The sequence below is a fragment of the Polaromonas sp. P1_A2 genome, assembly GCF_056406895.1.
This window is the reverse complement of sequence record NZ_JBFTZI010000006.1, coordinates 97,441-119,489: the sequence shown is the minus strand read 5'-3', so window position 1 is coordinate 119,489 and position 22,049 is coordinate 97,441. Positions and strand designations below refer to the sequence as shown.

The following is a 22,049-nucleotide window of genomic DNA, read 5'->3' as shown; positions in this document are numbered from 1 at the left end:
TTCCCGGTCATCGAGCGGTCTAGACACTCAGGTAGGCGCGGCGCACTTCGTCGTTGGCCGCCAGGTCGGCCATGGAGCCTTCGTAGCGGATCTGCCCTTTCTCCAGCACATAGGCGCGGTCGGACACCAGCTCGGCAAAGTGCATGTTCTGCTCCGACAAAAGAATGCTGACCCCCTGGGCCTTGAGCTCCAGAATCATGTGGGCCATCTGCTCGACGATGACGGGAGCAACGCCCTCGGAGGGTTCGTCGAGCAGCACCAGGTAGGGGTTGCCCATGAGGGTGCGCGCCACGGTGAGCATCTGCTGCTCGCCGCCGCTCATGCGGCCGCCGGCGCGGCCCGGCATTTCACCGAGGTTGGGAAACAGGGTGAAGAGCCGCTGCGGCGTCCACAGGGGCGCTTCGCTGCCGTCGGGCCAGCGCCGCGCGGGCTGGCGCCCGACCTCGAGGTTTTCCGTCACCGTCAGGTCGGTGAAGATGCGCCTGTCTTCCGGCACAAAACCCAGGCCCATGCGGGCCGCATGGTGGGGCTCGCTTTTTGAAATGTCCTTTCCCAGAAAGGACACGCTGCCGCGCCGCTTGTCGAGCATGCCGATCAGGGTCTTGAGGGTGGTCGATTTTCCGGCGCCGTTGCGCCCCATCAGGGCCACGACCTCGCCGCGCCGCACGTTGAGGCCGACGTCGAACAAGATCTGGGCTGCGCCATACCAGGCCGACAGGCCGGTGGCCTGCAACAGGACTTCCTTCGCGGTGCTCATCAGGCTGCTTCCTTTACCAGGGCTTTTTTCTCGAAGGTCTTGCCGCTGCCGAAATAGACTTCCTGGACCTTGGGGTGGTCGCGGATCTCCAGCGGCTTGCCTTCGGCAATCAGCCGTCCGCGCGCCAGGACGATCATGCGGTCGGCATAAGCGAAGACCACGTCCATGCTGTGCTCGGTGAACAGCACCGCCATGCCGCGGTCCAGCACCAGCTGCTTGGTCAGGGCCATCAGCTCGTTGCGCTCGCGCGGCGCCATGCCCGCGGTGGGCTCGTCCATGAGCAGCAGCTTGGGGTTGTTGGCCATGGCCATGGCCAGCTCCACGCGCTTGACGTCGCCATAGGCCAGCACGCTGCAGGGCCGGTCGGCCTGGGCTTTCATGTTGACCTGCTCGAGCAGGGCGAGGGCCTCTTCGCGCTTGTGGTCCGCCGCGCGGCGCCACATGGAGAACATCTTGTGGTCCGCCGACAGCAGCGTCATCTGCACGTTCTCCACCACCGTGAGCGAGGAAAAGGTCTCGGCGATCTGGAAGGTCCGGCTGACGCCGCGCCGCCAGATGTCGCGCGGCGCCAGGCCGACGAGCTCCTGGGCGTCGAGCTGGATGGAGCCGCTGTCGGCGCGCAGCTGGCCGTTCACCATGTTGAAGGTGGTCGACTTGCCGGCGCCGTTGGGGCCTATCAGGGCCAGCAGTTCGCCGGCGGCGAGTTCGAAGTTGATGCCATCCACCGCCCGGACGCCGCCGAACGATTTCCCCAGGCCCGTGACCTTGAGCAAACTCATGATTTTTCTCCTGCCGCGCCGCGCCGGTTGGCCAGCAGCTGTTTGGCAAAGCCCGCGATCCCCTGCGGAAACAGCAAGACCAGGATCAGGATGATGGCGCCCAGCATGGCGCGCCAGTAGTCGGTGTTGCGCGCCACGGTGTCGTGCAGCCAGGTGAAGGTGACCGCGCCCACCACCGGCCCGGCCAGGGTCTGGATGCCGCCCAGCAGCACCATCACCAGCCCGTCGATGGATTTGCCCACATGCAGGCTCTCCGGCGAAATGCTGCCCTTGGAAAAGGCGTAGAGCGCGCCGGCCAGGCCCGCGAACGCGCCCGCGATCACAAAGGCCGCCCATTGCATGCGCTTGACGTTCATGCCGATGGCGTCCGAGCGCAGCACCGAATCGCGCGCCGCGCGCATGCCGTAGCCGAAGGGCGAATACAGCATGCGGTGCATGAACAGCACCGCGCCCACCACCAGGACCAGGGTCAGGTAGTAGTAGACGCGCTTGTCGGCCAGCCAGGCGGCCGGCCAGACGCCGGTCAGCCCGTTGCTGCCGCCGGTGAAGGCGTCCCACTGGTAGCAGATGGCCCAGGTGATTTGCGCGAAGGCCAGCGTCAGCATCGCGAGGTAGACGCCGGACAGGCGCACGCAGAACCAGCCGTAGACAAAAGCCCCCAGCGCCGCCACCAGGGGCGCTACGACCAGCGCCATCTCCATGGGCATGTTCAGGCTGCGCACCAGCAAGGCCGCGCCATAGGCGCCCAGGCCGAAGTACGCCGCGTGGCCGAAGGAGTGCATGCCGGCCGGGCCCATGATGAAGTGCAGGCTGGCCGCGAACAGCACCGCCACCAGCAGGTCGATCAGCAGCACGGTGACATAGGGCGATTGCGCCGCAAGCGCGGGCATCAGGGCCAGCAACAGCAGCAAGGCCGCGCCGCCCACCTTGTAAAGACGCTGCGGCCGGCGCAGGGGTTCCTCCGCCGCGCCCGCATGGCGGCTGGGCGCCTGGGGCCGGCCGAACAAACCCCAGGGCCTGGCCACCAGCACCACGGCCATGACCAGGAACTCCACCACCAGGGTCAGCTTGGAAAAGGAAATGCTGATGCCGGCGATCTCGACCAGGCCCAGCCAGATGCAGATCGCCTTGAGCTCGGCGATCAGCAGTGCCGCCACATAGGCGCCGGGAATCGAGCCCATGCCGCCCACCACGACCACCACAAAGGCGGCGCCAATGATGTTGAGGTCCATCTCGAGGTTGGCGGGTTCGCGCGGCAGCTGCAGCGCGCCGCCCAGGCCGGCCAGCAAGGCGCCCAGCGCGAACACGGCCGTGAACAGCCAGGCCTGGTTGACGCCGAGCGCGCTCACCATCTCGCGGTCCTGGGTGGCGGCCCTCACCAGCGTGCCCCAGCGCGTCTTGGTGAGCAGCAGCCAGAGCAGGCCCAGCACGACGGGGCCGGCCACGATCAGGAAGATGTCGTAGGAAGGAAACTGCCGCCCGAGGATGGAGACCGAACCCGTCAGGCCGGGCGCGCGCGGGCCCAGCAGCTCTTCAGCGCCCCAGAACCAGAGCACACCGTCCTTGATCACCAGGCCCAGCGCAAAAGTGGCCAGCAGCTGGAAAAGTTCAGGCGCGCGGTAGATGCGGCGCAGCAGCAGGATTTCCACCAGGGCGCCCAGCACACCGACGGCCAGCGCCGCGAGCAGCAGGGCCGGCCAGAAGCCCAGGGTGCTGCCCAGCGCGGCCACCAGGGAATAGGCGACATAAATGCCGACCATGAAGAAAGAGCCGTGCGCGAAGTTGACGATGCGCGTGACGCCGAAGATCAGCGACAGCCCCGCCGCCACCAGGAACAGCGAGGACGCACCGGCCAGGCCGTTGAGCAGCTGCACGATAAAGCCTGAAAAGCTCATGAATAAACCTTTTTTGCGGGAAACCGGCAGCCCGCGGCGCGGCGGCCTATCCGCCGCGCCTGGGGCCCCTGCGCACCGGGCAGGCCGGTGCGCCCGTGCTTTTAGTCGGCGGCGCGCATCTTCTTGACTTCGGCGGCGCTGGGCTGGACCTTGGCGCCGTCGATGTAGCGGTAATCGACCATCACGCCTTTGCCGCCTTCATTCTTGGTGCGGCCCACATAGGCGCCCATGGTGGACTGGTGGTCTTCCGGGCGGAACACCACCGGGCCGAAAGGCGTCGTCACATGCAGGCCGCGGAAGGCCGTGATCAGCTTCTCGGTGTCGGTGGACTTGGCTTTTTTCATGCCTTCTGCCAGGGACTTGATGGCGCTGTAGCCGACGACCGAGCCCAGGCGCGGATAGTCCTTGTATTTGCCGTGGTAGGCCAGGAAGAAGGCCTTGTGCTCGGGCGTCTGGATGCCGTACCAGGGATAACCGGTCACCACCCAGCCGTTGGGCGTTTCTTCCTTGAGCGGGTCCAGGTACTCGGGTTCACCGGTCAGCAGGCTCACGACTTCACGGCCCTGGAACAGGCCGCGGGTGTTGCCCTCGCGCACGAACTTGGAGAGGTCGGCGCCGAACAGCACGTTGAAGATGGCGTCCGGCTTGGCGTCGGCCATGGCCTGGACCACGCTGCCGGAGTCGACCTTGCCCAGGGGCGGGGCCTGCTCGGCCACGAACTCCACATCGGGCTGGGCGGCTTTGAGCAGGGTCTTGAAGGTGGCCGCGGCGGACTGGCCGTATTCATAGTTGGGATACACCACCGCCCAGCGCTTTTTCTTCATCGCGGCGGCTTCGGGCACCAGCATGGCGACCTGCATATAGGTCGAGGTACGCAGGCGGAAGGTGTAGCGGTTGCCGTTTTGCCAGACGATCTTGTCCGTCAGCGGCTCGGCCGCCAGGAAGAAGAACTTCTTCTGCTTGGCAAAGTCGGTCAGTGCCAGGCCGATGTTGGAGAGGAAGGAGCCGGTCAGCACGTCGACCTTTTCGCGCGAGACCAGCTCCTCGGCGGCGCGCACCGCGTCGCCGGGATTGGCGTTGTCGTCGCGGATGAACAGCTGCACCTTCTTGCCGTTGATGCCGCCCGCGGCATTGAGTTCTTCGACGGCCAGCTCCATGCCCTTCTTGTAGGGCTCCAGGAAAGCGGGCTGGGCCTTGTAGCTGTTGACCTCGCCGATCTTGATGACGTCCTGCGCGTGCGCCGTCATCATCATCGAAGCCATCAGACCCAGCAGGGTCACGGCGCTCAGCATCTTGTGGTGCATCTTCATAAATACTCCTGTTTGTCGTGGATCAGATTGATGGCTGGCAGGCCGCGCGTCAGCGCAGCCCGTCCTCGCCCTTGATTTCGTGGACCTGCAATCCGCCCACGCGCGGTAGTGGCCGGCCACTGTCCGTGACGACGACAGCAACCACAATTTCATTGGCGCGCGGCGCATCGGCCACGCGCGCTTCCATGGCGTCGAAGTGGCTGCGCACAAAGGCCGCATCCTTGTGCCCCAGCGGCACATCGATGGCCGTGCCCAGGCCGCCGCGCTTTTTGCTGGACGGCACCAGGGCCGCGCCCTTTTCGACCGCCAACCGCAGGGGCGCGCCGAGCTTGGGGTGCAGGATGGCCGCGGCATGTTCGAGCTCGCCGGCCTCGCCCACAATCGCGGCCTTGCCGTAGCTGTGCGCCTGGCCCGGTGCGATGCCCAGGGCCTGCACGCATTTGCCGCCGAGCAGGCCGCCGAGTTCTTCGCCGATGGCGATCAGCGCGTCGAGCTTTTCCACGTAAGCCCCCGCAAAGGGGTTTTCAATCACGGCCATGGCCAGCGCCCGGCGTGTGGGCGGCGTGACGGGCTTGCCCATTTCGATCAGCGTCTCATCGACCTGGACAATGATTTTTCGGATCTTCGCGCTCATGGTGTTTCCTTGTCTCAATGTGTGGGGTGGGGGTCGCGCCCTGATCAGCGCAGGCCGTCCCATTTGGCGATCGCGCCGGCGGCCAGGCCGCCGACGCGCGCATGGATGCGCGGGCCCGTGCTCATCGCGAGGATGAAGACGATTTCGTCGGGCAGGGGTGCGCCCGGCACGCGCACCTCGATGGCATCGAAGTGGCTGCGCACATAGCTGGCGTTGACATGTGTCATCGGCACATCGAGCGCCGTCCCCGGTCCGCCCACTTTTTTGGTGGAGGGCACGATGGACAGCGCGTTGCCGGGCTGCCCGGTTTTTTCCTCGGCTTTGCCTTTGGCGTAGGCATTGCGGTCGCCCTTCCAGCCCAGCAGTTCCCGCATGGCATAGCCGCCCGGCACATGCCAGAGCGCGCCGTGCTCAAGCTCCCCGGCCGCGCCGACGATGGCGCCCTTGCCGTAGCCCTCGATGCGGTCGGCCGGGACGTCCATCGCGGCGCGCAGGCGCTGGGCCATGTCGATGCCGACCGGCTGCAGCGCATCCATCATCGGCAGGATGTCGGGCTCATAGCGGCCGGCGAAGGGGTTGGCCAGCACCGCGGCAATCGCACCGCGCAGCAGCGGCGTGGGCGCCTCGGGGCCGAACTCGTGCCGTATCTGCTCCACGTGCGTAAAGATGCGCCTGATTTCTATCATGGTTGAAGGTCCATTCATTTCATTAAGCAAATACCGAACCAGCTTGCCGGCCGCCGCGAGGCTTGTCCAGGCTTTGCACCGATGCGCCGGCGGCGGTGGTCATGAACTGGCCCTGGCACACCAGCACCGCCGACCAGATCAGGCCGGCCGCGCGCAGGGTCTGGGCGCGCCTGAGGCCCGCATGCAGCGCGCGGCTCACCAGCTCGGGCTCCAGCGCCGGCACCTCCACCGTGACGGGAATGGCGCCGAGGTCGCTGTCGTCCTTTAATTCGCAAGCCGGCCGGCGCAGGATGCGCGCATCGGCGACATCCACCGCGTTGGCGATCACGGTCGCGGCCGCGTCGGCTTCGGCGGCGGTGCGCGCCAGCACGGTCACGCTGTCGGCAATGCCCAGTGAAAAGCTGCGGCCGCGCCATCCGCTGGTGGCCACGCCACGCACAGGCAGGGCGCTGTCGACCTCGAACTGCCCGTCGGTCTGCACGCCGCCCAGGATTTCATCGACGCCCAGGCGCTCGATATCCGCATACAGGCCTATGCGCACCGACTGCGAAGGCGCGAGGTGCAGCGCGATGTCGCCGCCGTTGTTGATCCAGGCCCGCGAGATGCCGCTTGCCGCGTAGCAGGCAACCAGCTCCTGCGCCACCGCGCCGGCCACCGCGGCCATGGGGGTGATGAAGCCGCTCCGGTAGGGCCGGCAGGCATGCCACATGCGCCGCGCCACCGCGCCGCTCAGCGGACACGGCCCTTGCACGGGCTGCCGCAGCACAGGCAGCTCGCGCACCAGCTCGCCGAGGATGCCGCCAAAGCGTTGCCAGGCCTGCTCATGCGCCGCCTCCACCGCCGGCTGGCTGCCGTTGGCGCCTATGACGATGTCCATGGGCCCATGCTGGAAATGCCAGCGGCCGTCGGGCAGTTGCGTGCGTTGGGCGTTCATGGCGGAAAGGCCTCAGCCCAGCAGCGGCGGACGCGCCAGCGGCCAGGGGTTGGCCGCCGGCAGCGCGGCCCAGGCCAGGGCCGTGGGCGCGCCTTCGTTATGCCAGGCGCCGCGGTGCAGGGCCTGCTCCAGCGTGCGCACATGGTCCATGTGGCCGCCCAGCGCGCGGTAGTCGTCCAGCTTCATGCTGAATTCAATCGGCGCGACGATGGCCGGCGTGGGCACGGTCCCGAAACTGTTGTCCGGCATGCGCATGACGTCGGCCATCACCGTGATCCCGCCGCCCGGCCAGACATAGGCCGGCGCGCCGCCGCAGGTGACGTTCACCAGCGCATTCTTGATGGCACGCGTCAGCAGGACAGGGTTTTCGGTGACGCCGGCGCGCAGGCTGCCGCCGGCCCCGCCGAGGAAAAGCACGGTGGACAGCGAAGGCTCGCAGTTCTCGCCGATGCGCTCCACGATGCGGCGCACTTCGGGCGGCATCTCCTGCTCGACAGGGTTGAGCGCCTCATCGAGCACATACCAGCTCGCATGCTCGCCGGTGGTGGAAGTCATCAGCAGGCGCAGGCCGGGCCAGGCCACGGAGGCATCCCAGGCCTCGATGATGGACAGCGGGTCGGCGATGTCGGTGCCGCCCCAGCCCACACCAGGATTGGCGACCTGGAAATAACGCCCCGGCGTGGACTTGCGCCCCCGCATCTTGATGCCGGAGGGCGGCATGTCCAGGCAGCGGCCGGCCTGGTGCTCGGTCAGCACGCCGGTGATGTGGTCGTCGACCACCACGACCTCGTCGAGCTTGCCGAACAGCTGCTTGGCAAAGATGCCGACCGTGGCCGAACCGCAGCCCACGCGCATGCGTTTTTCTTCCACGCCGTTCACGACGGGCGCGCGGCCCGCCTGGATCAGGATTTGGGAGCCGCCGTCGATGGTGAACTCCACGGCCTGCTTGTTGCCCAGCGCCTGCATCATCTCGACCGTCACACGGCCTTCTTTCTTGCTGCCGCCGGTCAGGTGGTGCACGCCGCCCAGCGACAGCATCTGGGAGCCGTATTCGGCCGTCGTCACGTGGCCGACCACCTCGCCCTTGCAGCGCACATTGGCCTGCTCCGCGCCCAGGAAGCGGTCCGTGTCTATCTTCACCTTGAAGCTGCAGTAGCTGAAAATCCCTTCGGTGACCACGGTGACCAGGTCCACGCCGGCCGCCTTCGACGACACGATGAAGGGCGCGGGCTTGTAGTCCGGGTAGGTTGTCGAGGAGCCGACGCCGGTGACAAACACCTCGTCGGCCAGCAACAGGTCGCCGCTCCAGGCCGGCGCCGGCGCGGGCAGGCTGCCCGCAACGCCGTCTTGCGGCGCAGGTTGCGCCGCGGCTTCACGCCCCGCGAAGGAGACCAGTTGGGGCTCCGAGCCGGACAGGGTGCGGCGCAGCAGCAGCACGGGGTCCACACGCACCAGGGTGCCGCCGTGGTTGGCATAGCGGTCGCAGGCGCCGCTGCGGCCGTCGGAAATCTGGCACAGCACCGGACAGGCGTTGCACTCGATCTTCTCGCTGTTCATGCGCTCGTTGCGCGGCCTGGCCTTCTCCAGCACCTGGGGAAGGCCGTCCATGCCCGGCAGGCCGTCCGTTTTTGTGTGTTCAGTCATCGTGTTCACCTTGTTCGCACCAGCCCCATCCCGGGGCGCCATTCCGGGGCGCAATCCCCAATGTAGTGCGCACTTAATTTACATGTTGCATTTGCTACATTTAAATTCAATGTAGCGGATACGGAATTGCCGCGCAATAGGATTTGCACCGCGGTTTCCAATTTATTTTTAAAAATGTTGCGAGCACTTAACTTAAATGTTGCGTTCACTACATTAATGTGGCACATTGCCTGCATCGACGATAGCCGGCCCGAACCGCCGCGCAAAGGAGTTCTTGTGACCCACGTAGTGACCGACGCCTGCATCAAATGCAAATACACCGACTGTGTGGACGTGTGCCCGGTGGATTGCTTCAAGCAGGGCCCGGACTTCCTGGTCATAGACCCGGACGAATGCATAGACTGTGCCGTCTGCATCCCGGAATGCCCGGTGAACGCGATTTACGCGGACACGGACACGCCCGAGCAGTTCAAGCCCTTCCTGGAAATCAACGCAAGGCTGTCCAAGCTGTGGCCCACCATCTCCAAACGCATCGCGCCCCTGCCGGACGCCGAGCTGTGGAAGGACAAGACCGACAAGCTGGCCGGCCTGGACCTCGGCTGAAGGCCCAGGCCCGGCGCGCAACTCTTTCATACCGACTCTTTACACCCCCACCACCATGAGCGCCTTCAACGAAGAAACCGTCCTGTCCGTCCATCACTGGACCAACCGCCTGTTCACCTTCACCACCACCCGCGACACCTCGCTGCGCTTTAGCAACGGGCACTTCACCATGATCGGCCTCAGGGTCAACGACAAGCCCCTGCTGCGCGCCTACAGCATCGTGAGCCCCAACCACGAGGAGCACCTGGAGTTCCTCAGCATCAAGGTGGAAGACGGCCCGCTGACCTCGCGCCTGCAGCACATCCAGGTCGGCGACAAGATCATCGTCGGGCGCAAGCCCACCGGCACGCTGGTCATCGACTACCTGCTGCCGGGCAAGCGGCTGTACCTGCTCTCGACCGGCACCGGCCTGGCGCCCTTCATGAGCATCATCCGCGACCCGGCGACCTACGAGCAGTTCGAGCAGGTCGTGCTGGTCCACGGCGTGCGCCAGGCCGACGAGCTGGCCTACCACGACCTGGTCGTCGAGCACCTGCCCCGGCACGAATTCCTCGGCGAGCTGATCTCCAGACAGCTGCTGTACTACCCCACCGTCACGCGGGAGGCCTACCGCAACATGGGGCGCGTCACCGACCTGATCGAAACCGGAAAAATGCAGGCGGACCTGGGCCTGCCGCCGCTGGATGCGGCGCACGACCGGGTGATGATCTGCGGCAGCCCCGGCATGCTCAAGGACCTCAAACACATGCTCGAGGGCAAGGGCTTCACCGAAGGCAACACCTCCAGGCCGGGCGACTTCGTGATTGAACGCGCCTTCGCCGAGCAATGAGGAAGAAGATGGCCCGGCGTTTGCTTCCGCCCTACACTACCCGGGAAATTTCTTCCCCGGCGGCCTCAGGCCCGCCCCTTTGCCAACCGCGACCGGACACCCATCCATGACAGTGAAGACCGCCAGAACCACCACGCCACGCGCCGCGACACCCAAACGTGCGGCAGCCAAACGGCCGGGCGTGCGGGAGCAGGCCGCGCAGACCACGCGCGACAACATACTGCGCGCGGCGACCAAGGTCTTCGCGCGTTACGGCTACGACGGCGGCAGCGTGGAGAAAATCTCCAAGTCGGCCAAGTCCTTCGACCGCATGATTTATTACTACTTCGGCAGCAAGGAAGGCTTGTTCATCGAAGTGCTCGAGGACATGTACCGCCGCATGAACGATGCGGAGCTCGAGCTGTCGCTGGACGTCGAGCATCCCGTCGAGTCCCTGACGGACGTGATCTGCTTCGTGGTCTCCTACTACAGCAAGAACCCCGAATTCATCACGCTGCTCAACACGGAGAACCTGCACCGCGGCAAGCACATCGCCAAGTCGCAGCGCGCGCGCGACTACTCGTCGCCCGCCATCGCCATCATCCGGCAACTGCTGGAAAGCGGCGTGCGCAAGAAAATCTTCCGCTCCGACATCTCCGCCCGCAATGTCTACCTGCTGATCGCGGCGACAGGCTACTTTTACATCTCCAACCGCCACACGCTGTCGGCCTTCCTGGGCGAAGACCTGCAGTCGCCCGAAGCGCTGGCCCAGTGGCAGGCCTTCATCATCAGCACCGTGCTGCGCACCGTCATGCTGAACCCCTGATTTCCCCACACACACTGAAAAGAGGCCATCCATGGCAGAAGCAGCATCGACCGGCAAGTCCGGAAAAGTCGTCATCAAAAACATCGGCTTGCTGCTGTCCGGTGACATAGACCGCCCCATCCTGGACGCCGACACCATCGTCGTGAACGACGGGCTGATCGTGGCCGTCGGCAAGGCCAAGGACTGCGACACCGCGCACGCGCAGACCGTGATCGACGCGCAGCAGACCTGTGTGGCACCCGGGCTGATCGACAGCCATGTGCACCCGGTCTTCGGCGACTGGACGCCGCGCCAGAACCAGATCGGCTGGATAGACTCGACCATGCACGGCGGCGTCACCACCATGATCTCGGCCGGCGAAGTCCACCTGCCGGGGCGGCCCAAGGACATCGTGGGCCTCAAAGCGCTGGCCATCACCGCGCAGCGCGCCTTCGACAACTTCCGCCCGGGCGGCGTCAAGGTGCTGGCGGGCGCGCCCATCATCGAAAAAGGCATGACCGAGCAGGACTTCAAGGACCTGGCCGAGGCCGGCGTCACGCTGCTTGGCGAAGTGGGCCTGGGCTCCGTCAAGGCCGGCTACGAGGCCAAGGAGATGGTCGGCTGGGCGCGCAAATACGGTATCCAGAGCACCATACACACCGGCGGCCCGTCGATTCCGGGCTCCGGCCTGATCGACAAGGACGTGGTGCTGGAGGCCGATGCGGACGTGATAGGCCACATCAACGGCGGGCACACGGCGCTGTCGGAAGCGCATGTCTGCGAACTCTGCGAGAAGTCCTCGCGCGCCATCGAGATCGTCCACAACGGCAACGAGAAGGTCGCGATCGCCGCCGCCCAGGCGGCGCTGCAGCTCAAGTGCCCGCACCGCGTCATCCTGGGCACCGACGGCCCCGCCGGCTCGGGTGTCCAGCCGCTGGGCATGCTGCGGCTGATCTCCCTGCTCTGCAGCCTGGGCAACATCCCCCCGGAGCTGGCCTTCTGTTTTGCCACCGGCAACACGGCGCGCATCCGCAAACTCAACTGCGGCCTGATAGAAGCCGGCCGCGATGCCGACTTTGTCTTCATGGACAAGGCCCAGCACTCCGCCGGGCGCGACATCCTCGACAGCATCCAGCGCGGCGACATCCCCGGCGTCGGCATGGTGATGATTGACGGCCTGGTGCGCTGCGGCCGCAGCCGCAATACGCCGCCGGCCACGCAGATCCCCCAGATCGTCGCGGCCTGAGGCTGCCTCCATTTTTCCCGCGCGCGGGGATAGCCCTGCGCGCCATTTATTCATCAAGCATCAAGGAATGGCTCAATGAAGGTCCTGGTCCCCGTCAAACGTGTAGTCGACTACAACGTGAAAGTCCGCGTCAAATCCGATGGCAGCGGTGTCGACATCGCCAACGTCAAGATGAGCATGAACCCGTTTGACGAGATCGCCGTCGAAGAGGCCACGCGCCTGAAAGAAAAAGGCGTGGTCACCGAAGTCATCGCCGTCAGCTGCGGCGTCGCCCAGTGCCAGGAAACCCTGCGCACCGCCATGGCCATAGGTGCCGACCGCGCCATCCTGGTCGAAACCGCCGAGGAACTGCAGCCCCTGGCCGTGGCCAAGCTGCTCAAGGCCCTGGTCGAGAAAGAACAACCCCAGCTCGTCATCCTGGGCAAGCAGGCGATTGATGACGACTGCAACCAGACCGGCCAGATGCTGGCCGCACTGCTGGGCTGGCCCCAGGCGACCTTTGCCTCCAAGGTCGAGGTCGAAGGCGGCACCGCCAAAGTCACGCGCGAAGTCGACGGCGGCCTGGAGACCCTCTCGCTCACGCTGCCGGCCATCATCACCACCGACCTGCGCCTTAATGAGCCGCGCTACGTCACCCTGCCCAACATCATGAAGGCCAAGAAAAAGCAGCTCGACAGCCTCAAGCCCGAAGACCTCGGTGTCGACGTCAAGCCGCGCATCAAGACCCTGAAGGTCAGCGAGCCGCCCAAGCGCAGCGCCGGCATCAAGGTGGCCGACGTGGCCGCCCTGGTGGACAAGCTCAAGAACGAAGCCAAAGTAATTTAAGGACTGATGACATGACCGCACTCGTTATTGCTGAACACGACAACGCCAGCATCAAGCCCGCCACCCTGAATACCGTCACCGCTGCCGCCCAATGCGGCGGCGAGGTCCACGTGCTGGTGGCCGGCAAGGGCGCCGAAGCCGCCGCCAAGGCCGCCGCCGCGATTGCCGGCGTGGCCAAGGTCATCCACGTCGAAGGCGAGCACTTCGCCCACGGCCTGGCCGAGAACATGGCCGCCCAGGTGGTGGCCATTGCCGGCAACTACTCGCACATCCTGTTTCCGGCTACCGCCTCGGGCAAGAACATCGCCCCGCGCGTGGCCGCGACGCTGGACGTGGGCCAGATCTCCGACATTACCAAGGTTGATGCCGCAGACACCTTTGAGCGCCCGATCTACGCCGGCAACGCGATTGCCATCGTGCAAAGCCTGGACGCGACCAAGGTCATCACCGTGCGCACCACCGGCTTTGACGCGGCAGCCGCCACCGGCGGCTCGGCCGCGATTGAAACGCCGGCCGGCGTGGCCGACAGCGGCAAGTCGAGCTTCCTGGGCTCCGAGATCGCCAAGAGCGACCGCCCCGAGCTGACGGCCGCCAAGATCATTGTCTCGGGCGGGCGCGCGCTGGGCTCCAGCGAGAAGTTCAGCGAAGTGCTGACGCCGCTGGCCGACAAGCTGGGCGCGGCACTCGGCGCCTCTCGTGCCGCCGTCGATGCGGGCTATGCCCCCAACGACTGGCAAGTGGGCCAGACCGGCAAGATTGTCGCGCCGCAGCTGTACATCGCCGCCGGCATCAGCGGCGCGATCCAGCACCTGGCCGGCATGAAGGACAGCAAGGTCATTGTGGCGATCAACAAGGACCCCGAAGCGCCCATCTTCAGCGTGGCCGACTACGGCCTGGAGGCCGACCTGTTCACGGCTGTGCCTGAGCTGGTTGCGGCACTGTAAGTAGTTGAACTCTCTCCCCTTGCAGGGATATCTGCGCTCAGGCAGCCTCGGCCCGACCTCCCAATGCCCGCTGCGCATCGTTCTCCAGCGCAATCGCCTCCTCAAAGCGACCAAGCCCGGTCTCGTTGAGCACCCGTTTAAAGCGGGCGGCAACTTCCGGCGAAAGCGCCGCCAGCTTCGCGCCTGTCTGCCGCGAAGCCAATTCGAGTTCGGTATCGGCAACCACCTTCCAGACCAGCCCCCAGGCCTGCGCCTGCGCGGGTGAGAACTCCTCGCCCAGCAGCATCAGCGCCTTGGCGCGCGCAAGGCCCGCATAGGCGGGCAGCGTTGCCGTCAATCCGCCGGTCACAAAAACCCCCAACGAGGCCTCGGGCAGCTTGAAGCGCGCGCTTTCCGCGGCGAGCACGATGTCCGCATTGAGCATCCACTCAAAGCCGGCGCCCACGGTCCAGCCATGGACAGCAGCGACAACCGGCTTGGGCAATGAGACCAGCGCCTGGGCCACGGCCTGCACCAGCACCAGGTCGTCTTCCGTGGGCGGCGCGCCGACGTCCCTTCCCGCACAAAACGCCCGGCCCTTGCCGCGCAGCAGCAGCACCCTGACTTTGTCGTCGCGCGCGGCCTGTTCAATCGCGGCAAGCAGCGCACGCGACAGCTCGTTGTCGATGGCATTGAGTTTGTCGGGACGGTTCAAGGACAGGGCCATGATGCCGTCCGCGAACTCGATGGTTAGTTTGGGGCTTGTCATGGGTGTGATTTTGGACCAGGAAACCACCCGCGTGCTGCTCGGCGACTCTATCGCCGCAAAGACAGCCACTCAATCCGGCCGGACGCCTTCATAAGCGCGCTGCAGCAATTGCCGGATCTCGCCGCGCTGCGCCTGCCCAATGGGGCGCGGGTTCCAGTAGGGGTTTTGCACGGCGAGGTCGGCAGCACGGTCCAGGTCCGAGGCCTGCATGCCTATGTCCTTGAGCGCTACCGGCGCGCCGTTGTCGCGGGCCAGGTCAAACAGCCCCGCCGCGGCGCTGCCGCGGCCCGTGACCCCAAGAGCGCGTGCGATACGGGCCATGGCCCTGGGCGCGGCCTCTGCATTAAAGGCCATCGCCTGGGGCAGTACGACGGTGTGCACTTCGGCGTGCGGCAGGTTGAAGCTGCCGCCCAGGGTGTGGCACAGCTTGTGGTGCAAGGCCATGCCCACATTGCCCAGCACGCTGCCGCAAAGCCAGGCTCCGTACAGCGCTTCGCCGCGCGCGCCCATGTCATCGGCACGCCGGCAAATTCCGGGCAAGGCCTGCGCGATGGCGCGTATGCCCTCTTCGGCCATCAGGTCCATCACCGGGTTGCTGTCCTGGGCATACAGGCCTTCGGCGGCGTGCGCTATCGCATTCATGCCGCTGGTCACACTCAGCGCCACGGGTAAAGTCAGTGTCAGCGCCGGGTCGTAGATGACCGTGCGAGGCAGCACGCGCGCATCCCTTCCGGTTTTTTTCAAGCCGGCCTCGGTGATGCCGTAGATGGGCGTCATTTCGCTGCCGGCGTAGGTGGTGGGGATGGCCAGGATGGGCAGGCCCGAGTCCAGCGCGATGGCCTTGCCCAGGCCCGTGGTGGAGCCGCCGCCGATGGCAATCGCGCAATCGGCACCCAGCCGGCGCGCCTCTTCGCGCGCCTCGCGTGCCGTCTCTATCGGCACATGCATAACGGCCCTGGCGAAAATGCCGGCAGCCCGGCTCCCAAGGCGGTCGGCCACCCTTTGCGCCTGGTCCCGCTGCTCAGGCGTGGACAGCACCAGCGCCTTGCGCGCTCCGAGCAATTCGATTTCCCGCTCCAGGTGTTGGAGCGCGCCGGCGCCAAACACCACGCGCGAGGGCTGGCCGTTGTAGATGAACTCCTTCATGGCCGGGACGGATTGAGCACGAAGTCGTATTCGACAAGGTAGCTGCCGTCGGGCTGGGGCTTCCAGTCGGCGACCAGGGACTGGCGCACGCCGAACACGGCATCCGAATCGAGGTAGGCATCGTCGCTGCGGAACACATGGGTGATCAGGGTTTCATAGCCCTCGGCCTTGATCATGAAGTGCAGGTGGGCCGGCCGCCACGGGTGGCGGCCCGCCGCCTTGAGCAGGTCGCCGACCGGGCCGTCATGCGGTATGGCATAGGGCACGGCCAGGATGGAGCGGAAGTGGTAGCCCCCTTTGGCATCGGCATTGAAGGTTCCGCGCGCCTGCGCATGGTCGATCTCCGCATGCTGCACGTCATACAGGCCTTCTTCGTCGGACTGCCAGACATCGATGTGGGCGCCCGGCACCGCCTCCCCCGCCGCGCCGCGCACCGTGCCGCGAACCAGGCAAGGGATGCCGCGCGCACCGTTGGCGATGTCCGCGCCGAGTTCGTAGTGCGGCGCGCCCTCCACATGGAAGGGGCCGAATACCGTGGCCTCGGTGCAGCCTGCCGGCTTGTCGTTGTTCATCGCCACCGTCAGCATCGACAGGCCCAGCACGTCGGACAGCAGGATGAACTCCTGGCGCCTGTCGTCGGTGATGTGGCCGCAGCGCGTGAGGAACTCAATGCCCTTGAACCATTCCTCTTCGGTAAGTTCGACCTCGCGCGCGAAGGCGTGCAGGTGATTGACCAGGCTGGTCATGATGTGTTTGAAGCGCGGGTCCGCCGCCGCGGCATGGCGCGCGAGCACGGCTTCGGTGATGGTGTTGCGGTCAAGGTTGCGCATGGCGGCTCTCCTTTTTTCGGTAATCTGTTGCGCTGCGCGCCATCCACATCGCATGAAACTGGCACGCGCAAGGCCAGCGGACGCCGTGGAACGGGCTTGGCCCGGCCGCAGGCATCGTCCCCCTTGAGGGGGAAGGCGCGAAGCGACTCAGGGGGTGTTTCATCTCAGTCCAGCTGGAGTTGTGTCTGCCGTGCAATCATCCCCCACTTGGCGAAGTCTTCGCGGCTGCGCTTCTCGGATTCCTGGGGCGTTCCGGCCTCCACGCGCAGGTCCATCTCCGCCAGCCTTGCCTTGATGGCCGGCGCCATCAGTGCGGCGCGCACGTCGCGCTGGATTTTTTCCGTGACGGCGGCGGGCAGGCTTGCGGGCGCCATCAGGGTTTCGAAGAAGGTCGCGTCGAAACCGGCGTGGCCGCTCTCGGCCACCGTGGGCACCGCGGGCAGGAGCACCGAGCGCTCCTTGCTGGAGACGGCGACCGCCAGGAGCCGGTTGCTCTGCACATGCGGCAGCACCACAGAAGAGACGATAAAACCGCAGCCCACATGGCCCGCGAGCACGTCCTGCGCGGCCGGCCCCGGCCCCTTGTAGGGCACATGGGTCTGGCGGGTGCCGGTGGCCGCCAGCAGCATTTCCATGGCCATGTGGCTGGGCGTGCCGGGCCCACCGGAGGCGTAGGTGTTGCCGGCTGGAAGCTGGGTGAACCTGGCGAGTGTGTTGACGCCGGAGGCCGGGTTGCAGACCAGCATCTGATTAAAGCTCGCGAAGTAGGTCACCGGCTTGAGCGACTGCCGCAGGTCGAAGCCCAGCTTTTTGTAGAGATGCGGGTTGATCGTGAGCACGGTGTCGGGGCCGACCAGCAGGGTGTGCTCATCCCTGGCCTGGGCCACTTCCCCGGCCGCGATATTGCCGCCCGCCCCCGGCTTGTTCTCGACGATAACGGGCTGTTTCCACGCTGCCTGCAGGGCGGGCTGGATCAGCCTGGCAATCACGTCGCCCGGCGTGCCGGGCGGAAAGGAGGCCACCATGCGCACGGGCTTGCTGGGCCAGGTCTGGGCCTGCGCCGGTGCGAGCAGCGCCAAGGCCGTTGCAACGGCCGGCAGTTGGAGGATTTGGCGGATTGCGTTTTTCATTCAAGTCTCCTTATTTGTGTTGTTATGGCGTTGTCATCGGCCCGTGACGCGCATCAGCACGGCCGCTGCGTCGCTCGCCGCCGCACCGCGCCAGGCAACAATCTGGTCGGGGCGTATCAGCGCCAGCGGCGCTTCATACAGCTCGCGCAGCGAGGCCTGCGGCAACCGCACCACGCGCAGGTCGACGCAAAGCGCCCGCGCGGCGGTTTCGAAAGCGGCCGTGGAAGGCGCATCCGGGCCCAGCGCGAGCAGCGTCCATTCACTGTGGAAACAATCAAACAGCGAGCGGCCGTCGTCCAGCCAGGCATGCGGCGGCCGCCCTCCCGGGCTCGCGGTGGCGGTGTAGCGGTTGGGCTCATCGGGAGGCAGCGCCGCGCCGTCGCCGGCAATGACCGGCGAGCCGTCGTAGCGGCCACCAAAGGTGACGCCGGGAATGTTGAACTCCAGCCTGGCGTGCTCGCCGAAGTAGCGGGCCGCGCGCTCGCGCTCGGCCTCGCCCTGCTCCGAAGCCTCGTCGAGCTCGGCCTTGGCGGCGAACAGCCCTACTGAATCGGCAAAGCGCCGCGCGTAGCCGGTGTTGCGTTCGGCCAGCGGCTTGCGCTCGGCCGCATAGCTGTCCAGCAGCGCCGCGGGCGCCTGGCCGCGCACAACGCCGGCGAGTTTCCAGCCCAGGTTGACCGCGTCCTCAATTGCGGTGTTATAGCCCAGGCCGCCGGTCGGCGTGAACAGGTGGGCCGCATCGCCGGCGATAAACACCCGGCCCTGCTGGAAACGCTGGGCAACCAGCGCATGGCCGGCCAGCCAGGTGCCCATGGACAGTATCTCGATGGGCAACTCCACGCCCACGGCTTCGGCGAAGACGCGGCGGGCATCGTCCTCGGTCCAGTTGTCGGCGTCTTCCCCGGGCCGCAGCGCGGCATGGAAGGCGTACTCCGAAACACCGTCGACCGAGGCCATGAAGGCGCGCCGCTGGTGGTTGACCGCGACATACATCCAGGCCTTGGGATGCCGCAGCACCGACAGAAAACCCGGCGCGCGCAGGTAGACGGCAAACATCTTTCCGCCCATGAACTCGCGCTGTATGCCGGTGACGCCGCCCCATTCGATGCCCAGCTGGCGGCGCACCAGGCTGCGCGCGCCGTCGGCGCCGACCAGGTATTTGGCCTTCACTTCCTGCGCCGGGCCGCCGGCGGTGGGGCGCACGCTCGCGCTCACGCCGCTTTCTTCTTCAGCGAAACGCTCCAGCGACCAGCCATAACGCAGCTCGGCCGAGGGCCAGGCTTCGGCATGGCGGCGCAGGGCCTGCTCGACGAATTTCTGCGACACGCGGTGCGGCAGTTCGGCCGCGCTCCACGAGCCGGTCATGGACTTGATCCTGACCTGCGCCTCGGCCGCGGTGGGCAGGATGATGCGCGACAGCTCATGGCGCGCGTAGCGCGTGAAGTAGGCGATGTCGGTCGGGTGGTCGGCGGGCAAGCCGAGCGCGCGTATCTCGTGGGCAAAACCCAGGCGCCGGAAGTGCTCCATGGTGCGGGCCTGGGTGGCATTGGCCTGCGGATTGAAGGCGGTGCCGGGCTTGGCATCGACCACCAGGCAAGACACGCCGCGTCGGCCCAGTTCGTTCGCGAGCATCAGGCCGCAGGGGCCGCCGCCGGCGACCAGGACATCGGTCTCGAGCAGTTGCGGCTCGGTTGGGGGAGGCATGGCGTTTTATTCCTTTGTGGTGGTGTTTGCTGAAGACCTTGTCCTCAGCCACGGCGACGCCGCAATGACCGGGATGATCGGCCCGTGCGAGAGGCAAAGCCCGACAGGCAGGCGGCAAGGGCCGCCGCGCTCAGTCGCCCTGGATCTTGCGGTCGCGGATCAGCTTGCCGAAGCGCCTGGAGTCTTCCGCGCCCTTGCGGCCGAACTCCGCGGGTTTGAGCGGCAGCGCCACGTTGCCGATCGCAAGAATGCGCTCCTTGGTCGCCGCCTGGTTCAGCACACGATTGACCTCGGTATTGACACGGTCGATCACGGCCTGCGGCGTGCCCGCGGGTGCGTAAAGGCCGAACACCGCATCGGCATCAAAACCCTTGAGCCCCAGTTCATCGAGCGTGGGCACCTCGGGCACCTGCGGGGCACGCTGCGGACTGCCGACCGCCAGCATGCGCAGCTTGCCGGTCTTCACATGCTGGAGCGCGATACCGGGATCAAACAGGAAGTCGATCTGCCCGCCCAGCAGGTCGGTCAGGGCCGGTGCCGCGCCGCGGTAGGGAACGTGCACCGCGAAGGTCCCGGTCTCGCTCTTCATCATTTCCGTGGCCAGGTGCGGCGAGCTGCCGCTGCCGGGCGAGCCGAAGGCGCGCTGGCCGGGATGGGCTTTGAGGTCGGCGATCAGGCCCTTGAAGTCCTTGACCGGGCTGTCGGCGCGCACCACCAGGTAGAAAGGGACGCGGGCGACCGAAGCCACCGGTACCAGGTCTTTCGCCGGGTCGAAGCTCATCTTGGTGTACAGGTGCGGGTTGATGGACACCGTGCCGCCCGACGCCATGAGCAGGGTGTAGCCGTCGGCCGGCGACTTGGCGACGGACTCGGCGCCCAGGTTGCCGCCCGCGCCGCCTTTGTTCTCGATCAGCACGGGCTGGCCCAGCGCCTCGTGCAGCGGCGGGGCGATCAGCCTGGCCAGCTGGTCGGCCGCCCCGCCGGGCGCGAAGTTGACGACGATCCTGATCGGTTTGTTCGGCCAGTTTTGGGCGTGTACGGGCAGGCCCGCGCACAGGCCGGCCGCGAGCAGGAGGGATGCGAGCAATGATTTCATGGTGGGTCTCCTGCTCTCAGAATGGGTAGTGGCGGGGCGTGGTCTGCACCGTGATCCAGCGCAGCTCGGTGAAGGCATCGATGCCGGCGCGGCCGCCAAAGCGGCCGTAGCCCGAGTCCTTGACGCCGCCGAAGGGCATTTGCGCCTCATCGTGCACCGTGGGCCCGTTGACATGGCAGATGCCCGAGTCGATGCGGTTGGCCACCTCCCAGGCGCGCGCGACGTCGCGCCCGAACACCGCCGCCGACAGGCCGTAGGGGTTGTCGTTGGCGACCCGAACGGCCTCCTCCACACCGTCGACGCGCACGATGGGCTTGACCGGCCCAAAACTCTCGTCGTGGTAGATGCGCATGGCGGATGTCACATGGTCCAGCAGGGTCGCCGGCATCAGGGTGTTCTCCGCCTTGCCGCCGCAGACCAGCTTGGCGCCCTTGGCAAGCGCATCGTCGATCAGGGCGTTGCAACGCTGCACCGTGCTGGCATCCACCACCGAACCCAACACCACCGGCCCCTTGCGCGGGTCGCCCAGCGGCAGTTTCACCGCCTTGGCGGCGAGCCGCTGGACAAAGGCATCGGCGATCTTGTTGTCGACCACGATGCGTTCGGTGCTCATGCAGATCTGGCCGCTGTTGGCAAAGGCGCCGAAGGCCGCGCCGTTGACCGCGGCGTCGAGGTCGGCGTCGTCGAGCACCACCATGGGCGCCTTGCCCCCAAGCTCGAGGACCGCTTGCTTGAGGTATTTGGCGCAGGTCGCGGCCAGCAGTTTGCCGACACGGGTCGATCCCGTGAAGTTCACGCGGCGCAAGGCCGGGTGGGCCACGATGGCCTCCACCACGGCCGCCGCATCGGCCGGTGCGTTGGTGATGAAGTTGACGACGCCGGGTGGAAAGCCCGCGTCCTTGAAGGCCTCCACGATCAGGCCGTGCGTGGCGGGGCTCAGTTCCGAGCCCTTGAACACCACCGTGTTGCCGCAGGCCAGCGGCGTGGCGATGGCGCGCACGCCCAGGATGACCGGCGCATTCCAGGGCGCGATGCCCAGCACCACGCCGGCCGGCCGGCGCACGGCCAGCGCCAGGTTGCCGGGAACGTCGGAGGGGATGACCTCGCCGCTGATCTGTGTGGTCAGGCCGGCCGCTTCCTGCAGCATGCCGGCGGCCAGGTGCACGTTAAAGCCGGCCCAGGGTGCGGCCGCGCCGGTTTCCGCGGCCATTGCCGCCGTCAGCTGCTCCGCCTTGGCTTCAAGCGCATGCGCCGCCTTGAGCAGCAGCGCGCGGCGCTCGCCCGGGCCGGTGCGCGACCAGGTCTCAAACGCGGCGGCGGCCGCATCGACCGCCGCTACAGCGTCGGCCACCGTCGCCGCGGGGGCGGTGGTGGCCACCGTGCCGTCGAGCGGGTTGCGGCGCTCGAAAGTGGCGCCGTTGGCGGCCTGCCGCGACTCGCCATTGATCAACATCGATATCTTGCTCATGTCTTTTGTCTCCTTGTGTTTTGAACCGTGTTTGTTGTTTTTGGTTTTTGCCTTGCT

21 protein-coding genes are annotated in these 22,049 nt (G+C 66.5%); 6 read left to right on the top strand and 15 right to left on the bottom strand.

Annotated features, from left to right (window positions below; genetic code table 11):
• Positions 1 to 19: 19 nt before the first annotated feature.
• The 8 genes from AC1D09_RS21235 to AC1D09_RS21200 all read right to left on the bottom strand — a co-directional run bounded on the left by AC1D09_RS21235 (position 20) and on the right by AC1D09_RS21200 (position 8,639).
• The gene (locus AC1D09_RS21235) at positions 20 to 757 is read right to left on the bottom strand and encodes an ABC transporter ATP-binding protein (protein WP_074580311.1); all 738 of its coding nucleotides are present in this window, start codon (positions 755 to 757) and stop codon (positions 20 to 22) included.
• Positions 757 to 1,536 (bottom strand): ABC transporter ATP-binding protein, encoded by a 780-nt coding sequence (locus AC1D09_RS21230; RefSeq protein ID WP_477664488.1) that lies wholly within the window; start codon positions 1,534 to 1,536, stop codon positions 757 to 759. The genes AC1D09_RS21235 and AC1D09_RS21230 overlap by 1 nt, the downstream gene beginning before the upstream one ends.
• The gene (locus tag AC1D09_RS21225; protein ID WP_477664487.1) at positions 1,533 to 3,431 is read right to left on the bottom strand and encodes an ABC transporter permease; all 1,899 of its coding nucleotides are present in this window, start codon (positions 3,429 to 3,431) and stop codon (positions 1,533 to 1,535) included. Before AC1D09_RS21225 ends, AC1D09_RS21230 begins: the two co-directional genes overlap by 4 nt.
• A 101-nt stretch (positions 3,432 to 3,532) precedes the next feature.
• The gene (locus AC1D09_RS21220) at positions 3,533 to 4,723 is read right to left on the bottom strand and encodes an ABC transporter substrate-binding protein (RefSeq protein ID WP_477664505.1); all 1,191 of its coding nucleotides are present in this window, start codon (positions 4,721 to 4,723) and stop codon (positions 3,533 to 3,535) included.
• Positions 4,724 to 4,790: 67 nt separating this feature from the next.
• Entirely contained in the window at positions 4,791 to 5,375 is a 585-nt protein-coding gene (locus AC1D09_RS21215) for an amino acid synthesis family protein (RefSeq protein WP_477664486.1), read from the bottom strand.
• A gap of 44 nt (positions 5,376 to 5,419) precedes the next feature.
• Positions 5,420 to 6,061, bottom strand: a complete 642-nt coding sequence (locus tag AC1D09_RS21210) for an amino acid synthesis family protein (RefSeq protein ID WP_477664485.1) — start codon at positions 6,059 to 6,061, stop codon at positions 5,420 to 5,422.
• 22 nt (positions 6,062 to 6,083) lie between these two features.
• Positions 6,084 to 6,995 carry a UPF0280 family protein gene (locus tag AC1D09_RS21205; RefSeq protein WP_477664484.1) on the bottom strand — a complete coding sequence of 304 codons (912 nt, stop codon included), beginning with the start codon at positions 6,993 to 6,995 and terminating at the stop codon, positions 6,084 to 6,086.
• Positions 6,996 to 7,007: 12 nt separating this feature from the next.
• Entirely contained in the window at positions 7,008 to 8,639 is a 1,632-nt protein-coding gene (locus tag AC1D09_RS21200) for a 6-hydroxynicotinate reductase (protein ID WP_477664483.1), read from the bottom strand.
• A 276-nt stretch (positions 8,640 to 8,915) separates the two neighbouring features.
• On the opposite strand from AC1D09_RS21200, the gene fdxA reads away from it, so the two are divergent.
• From fdxA to AC1D09_RS21170, 6 genes are all read left to right on the top strand, one after another.
• Positions 8,916 to 9,242 (top strand): ferredoxin FdxA, encoded by a 327-nt coding sequence (gene fdxA / locus AC1D09_RS21195; protein ID WP_477664482.1) that lies wholly within the window; start codon positions 8,916 to 8,918, stop codon positions 9,240 to 9,242.
• A gap of 55 nt (positions 9,243 to 9,297) precedes the next feature.
• Positions 9,298 to 10,071 (top strand): ferredoxin--NADP reductase, encoded by a 774-nt coding sequence (locus AC1D09_RS21190; protein WP_477664481.1) that lies wholly within the window; start codon positions 9,298 to 9,300, stop codon positions 10,069 to 10,071.
• A gap of 106 nt (positions 10,072 to 10,177) precedes the next feature.
• On the top strand, positions 10,178 to 10,876 hold the full coding sequence (locus AC1D09_RS21185) for a TetR family transcriptional regulator (RefSeq protein WP_477664480.1): 699 nt from the start codon (positions 10,178 to 10,180) through the stop codon (positions 10,874 to 10,876).
• 31 nt (positions 10,877 to 10,907) lie between these two features.
• A complete protein-coding gene (locus AC1D09_RS21180) occupies positions 10,908 to 12,101 on the top strand; it encodes an amidohydrolase family protein (protein WP_477664479.1) in 1,194 nt (397 codons plus the stop codon).
• A 75-nt stretch (positions 12,102 to 12,176) separates the two neighbouring features.
• Positions 12,177 to 12,926: an electron transfer flavoprotein subunit beta/FixA family protein gene (locus tag AC1D09_RS21175; protein ID WP_477701217.1), complete on the top strand. Its 750-nt coding sequence runs from the start codon at positions 12,177 to 12,179 to the stop codon at positions 12,924 to 12,926.
• Between the two features lie 11 nt (positions 12,927 to 12,937).
• Positions 12,938 to 13,870, top strand: a complete 933-nt coding sequence (locus AC1D09_RS21170; RefSeq protein ID WP_477662763.1) for an electron transfer flavoprotein subunit alpha/FixB family protein — start codon at positions 12,938 to 12,940, stop codon at positions 13,868 to 13,870.
• 37 nt (positions 13,871 to 13,907) lie between these two features.
• Here the strand turns inward: AC1D09_RS21170 and AC1D09_RS21165 are convergent, their stop codons facing one another.
• The 7 genes from AC1D09_RS21165 to AC1D09_RS21135 form a co-directional block, all read right to left on the bottom strand.
• Positions 13,908 to 14,618 carry an enoyl-CoA hydratase/isomerase family protein gene (locus AC1D09_RS21165; RefSeq protein ID WP_477662764.1) on the bottom strand — a complete coding sequence of 237 codons (711 nt, stop codon included), beginning with the start codon at positions 14,616 to 14,618 and terminating at the stop codon, positions 13,908 to 13,910.
• Positions 14,619 to 14,687: 69 nt separating this feature from the next.
• Positions 14,688 to 15,764, bottom strand: a complete 1,077-nt coding sequence (locus AC1D09_RS21160; RefSeq protein WP_477662765.1) for a maleylacetate reductase — start codon at positions 15,762 to 15,764, stop codon at positions 14,688 to 14,690.
• Complete coding sequence (locus tag AC1D09_RS21155) at positions 15,761 to 16,594, bottom strand: intradiol ring-cleavage dioxygenase (RefSeq protein ID WP_413327935.1); 834 nt, start codon at positions 16,592 to 16,594, stop codon at positions 15,761 to 15,763. Before AC1D09_RS21155 ends, AC1D09_RS21160 begins: the two co-directional genes overlap by 4 nt.
• Positions 16,595 to 16,758: 164 nt before the next feature.
• Positions 16,759 to 17,724 carry a Bug family tripartite tricarboxylate transporter substrate binding protein gene (locus tag AC1D09_RS21150; RefSeq protein WP_477662766.1) on the bottom strand — a complete coding sequence of 322 codons (966 nt, stop codon included), beginning with the start codon at positions 17,722 to 17,724 and terminating at the stop codon, positions 16,759 to 16,761.
• A 33-nt stretch (positions 17,725 to 17,757) separates the two neighbouring features.
• Positions 17,758 to 19,428 (bottom strand): FAD-dependent oxidoreductase, encoded by a 1,671-nt coding sequence (locus tag AC1D09_RS21145; RefSeq protein ID WP_477662767.1) that lies wholly within the window; start codon positions 19,426 to 19,428, stop codon positions 17,758 to 17,760.
• A 130-nt stretch (positions 19,429 to 19,558) separates the two neighbouring features.
• Positions 19,559 to 20,524, bottom strand: a complete 966-nt coding sequence (locus AC1D09_RS21140) for a Bug family tripartite tricarboxylate transporter substrate binding protein (RefSeq protein ID WP_477662768.1) — start codon at positions 20,522 to 20,524, stop codon at positions 19,559 to 19,561.
• A 16-nt stretch (positions 20,525 to 20,540) separates the two neighbouring features.
• Positions 20,541 to 21,992: an aldehyde dehydrogenase gene (locus tag AC1D09_RS21135; RefSeq protein ID WP_477701216.1), complete on the bottom strand. Its 1,452-nt coding sequence runs from the start codon at positions 21,990 to 21,992 to the stop codon at positions 20,541 to 20,543.
• Positions 21,993 to 22,049: the final 57 nt, after the last annotated feature.

Bases quoted from the DNA above. Each gene is read 5' to 3' on its own strand.
- AC1D09_RS21235 (WP_074580311.1), bottom strand. From the start codon at position 757: ATGAGCACCGCGAAGGAAGTCCTGTTGCAGGCCACCGGCCTGTCGGCC.
- AC1D09_RS21230 (WP_477664488.1), bottom strand. From the start codon at position 1,536: ATGAGTTTGCTCAAGGTCACGGGCCTGGGGAAATCGTTCGGCGGCGTC.
- AC1D09_RS21225 (WP_477664487.1), bottom strand. From the start codon at position 3,431: ATGAGCTTTTCAGGCTTTATCGTGCAGCTGCTCAACGGCCTGGCCGGT.
- AC1D09_RS21220 (WP_477664505.1), bottom strand. From the start codon at position 4,723: ATGCTGAGCGCCGTGACCCTGCTGGGTCTGATGGCTTCGATGATGATG.
- AC1D09_RS21215 (WP_477664486.1), bottom strand. From the start codon at position 5,375: ATGAGCGCGAAGATCCGAAAAATCATTGTCCAGGTCGATGAGACGCTG.
- AC1D09_RS21210 (WP_477664485.1), bottom strand. From the start codon at position 6,061: ATGATAGAAATCAGGCGCATCTTTACGCACGTGGAGCAGATACGGCAC.
- AC1D09_RS21205 (WP_477664484.1), bottom strand. From the start codon at position 6,995: ATGAACGCCCAACGCACGCAACTGCCCGACGGCCGCTGGCATTTCCAG.
- AC1D09_RS21200 (WP_477664483.1), bottom strand. From the start codon at position 8,639: ATGACTGAACACACAAAAACGGACGGCCTGCCGGGCATGGACGGCCTT.
- AC1D09_RS21190 (WP_477664481.1), top strand. From the start codon at position 9,298: ATGAGCGCCTTCAACGAAGAAACCGTCCTGTCCGTCCATCACTGGACC.
- AC1D09_RS21185 (WP_477664480.1), top strand. From the start codon at position 10,178: ATGACAGTGAAGACCGCCAGAACCACCACGCCACGCGCCGCGACACCC.
- AC1D09_RS21180 (WP_477664479.1), top strand. From the start codon at position 10,908: ATGGCAGAAGCAGCATCGACCGGCAAGTCCGGAAAAGTCGTCATCAAA.
- AC1D09_RS21175 (WP_477701217.1), top strand. From the start codon at position 12,177: ATGAAGGTCCTGGTCCCCGTCAAACGTGTAGTCGACTACAACGTGAAA.
- AC1D09_RS21170 (WP_477662763.1), top strand. From the start codon at position 12,938: ATGACCGCACTCGTTATTGCTGAACACGACAACGCCAGCATCAAGCCC.
- AC1D09_RS21165 (WP_477662764.1), bottom strand. From the start codon at position 14,618: ATGACAAGCCCCAAACTAACCATCGAGTTCGCGGACGGCATCATGGCC.
- AC1D09_RS21160 (WP_477662765.1), bottom strand. From the start codon at position 15,764: ATGAAGGAGTTCATCTACAACGGCCAGCCCTCGCGCGTGGTGTTTGGC.
- AC1D09_RS21155 (WP_413327935.1), bottom strand. From the start codon at position 16,594: ATGCGCAACCTTGACCGCAACACCATCACCGAAGCCGTGCTCGCGCGC.
- AC1D09_RS21150 (WP_477662766.1), bottom strand. From the start codon at position 17,724: ATGAAAAACGCAATCCGCCAAATCCTCCAACTGCCGGCCGTTGCAACG.
- AC1D09_RS21145 (WP_477662767.1), bottom strand. From the start codon at position 19,428: ATGCCTCCCCCAACCGAGCCGCAACTGCTCGAGACCGATGTCCTGGTC.
- AC1D09_RS21140 (WP_477662768.1), bottom strand. From the start codon at position 20,524: ATGAAATCATTGCTCGCATCCCTCCTGCTCGCGGCCGGCCTGTGCGCG.
- AC1D09_RS21135 (WP_477701216.1), bottom strand. From the start codon at position 21,992: ATGAGCAAGATATCGATGTTGATCAATGGCGAGTCGCGGCAGGCCGCC.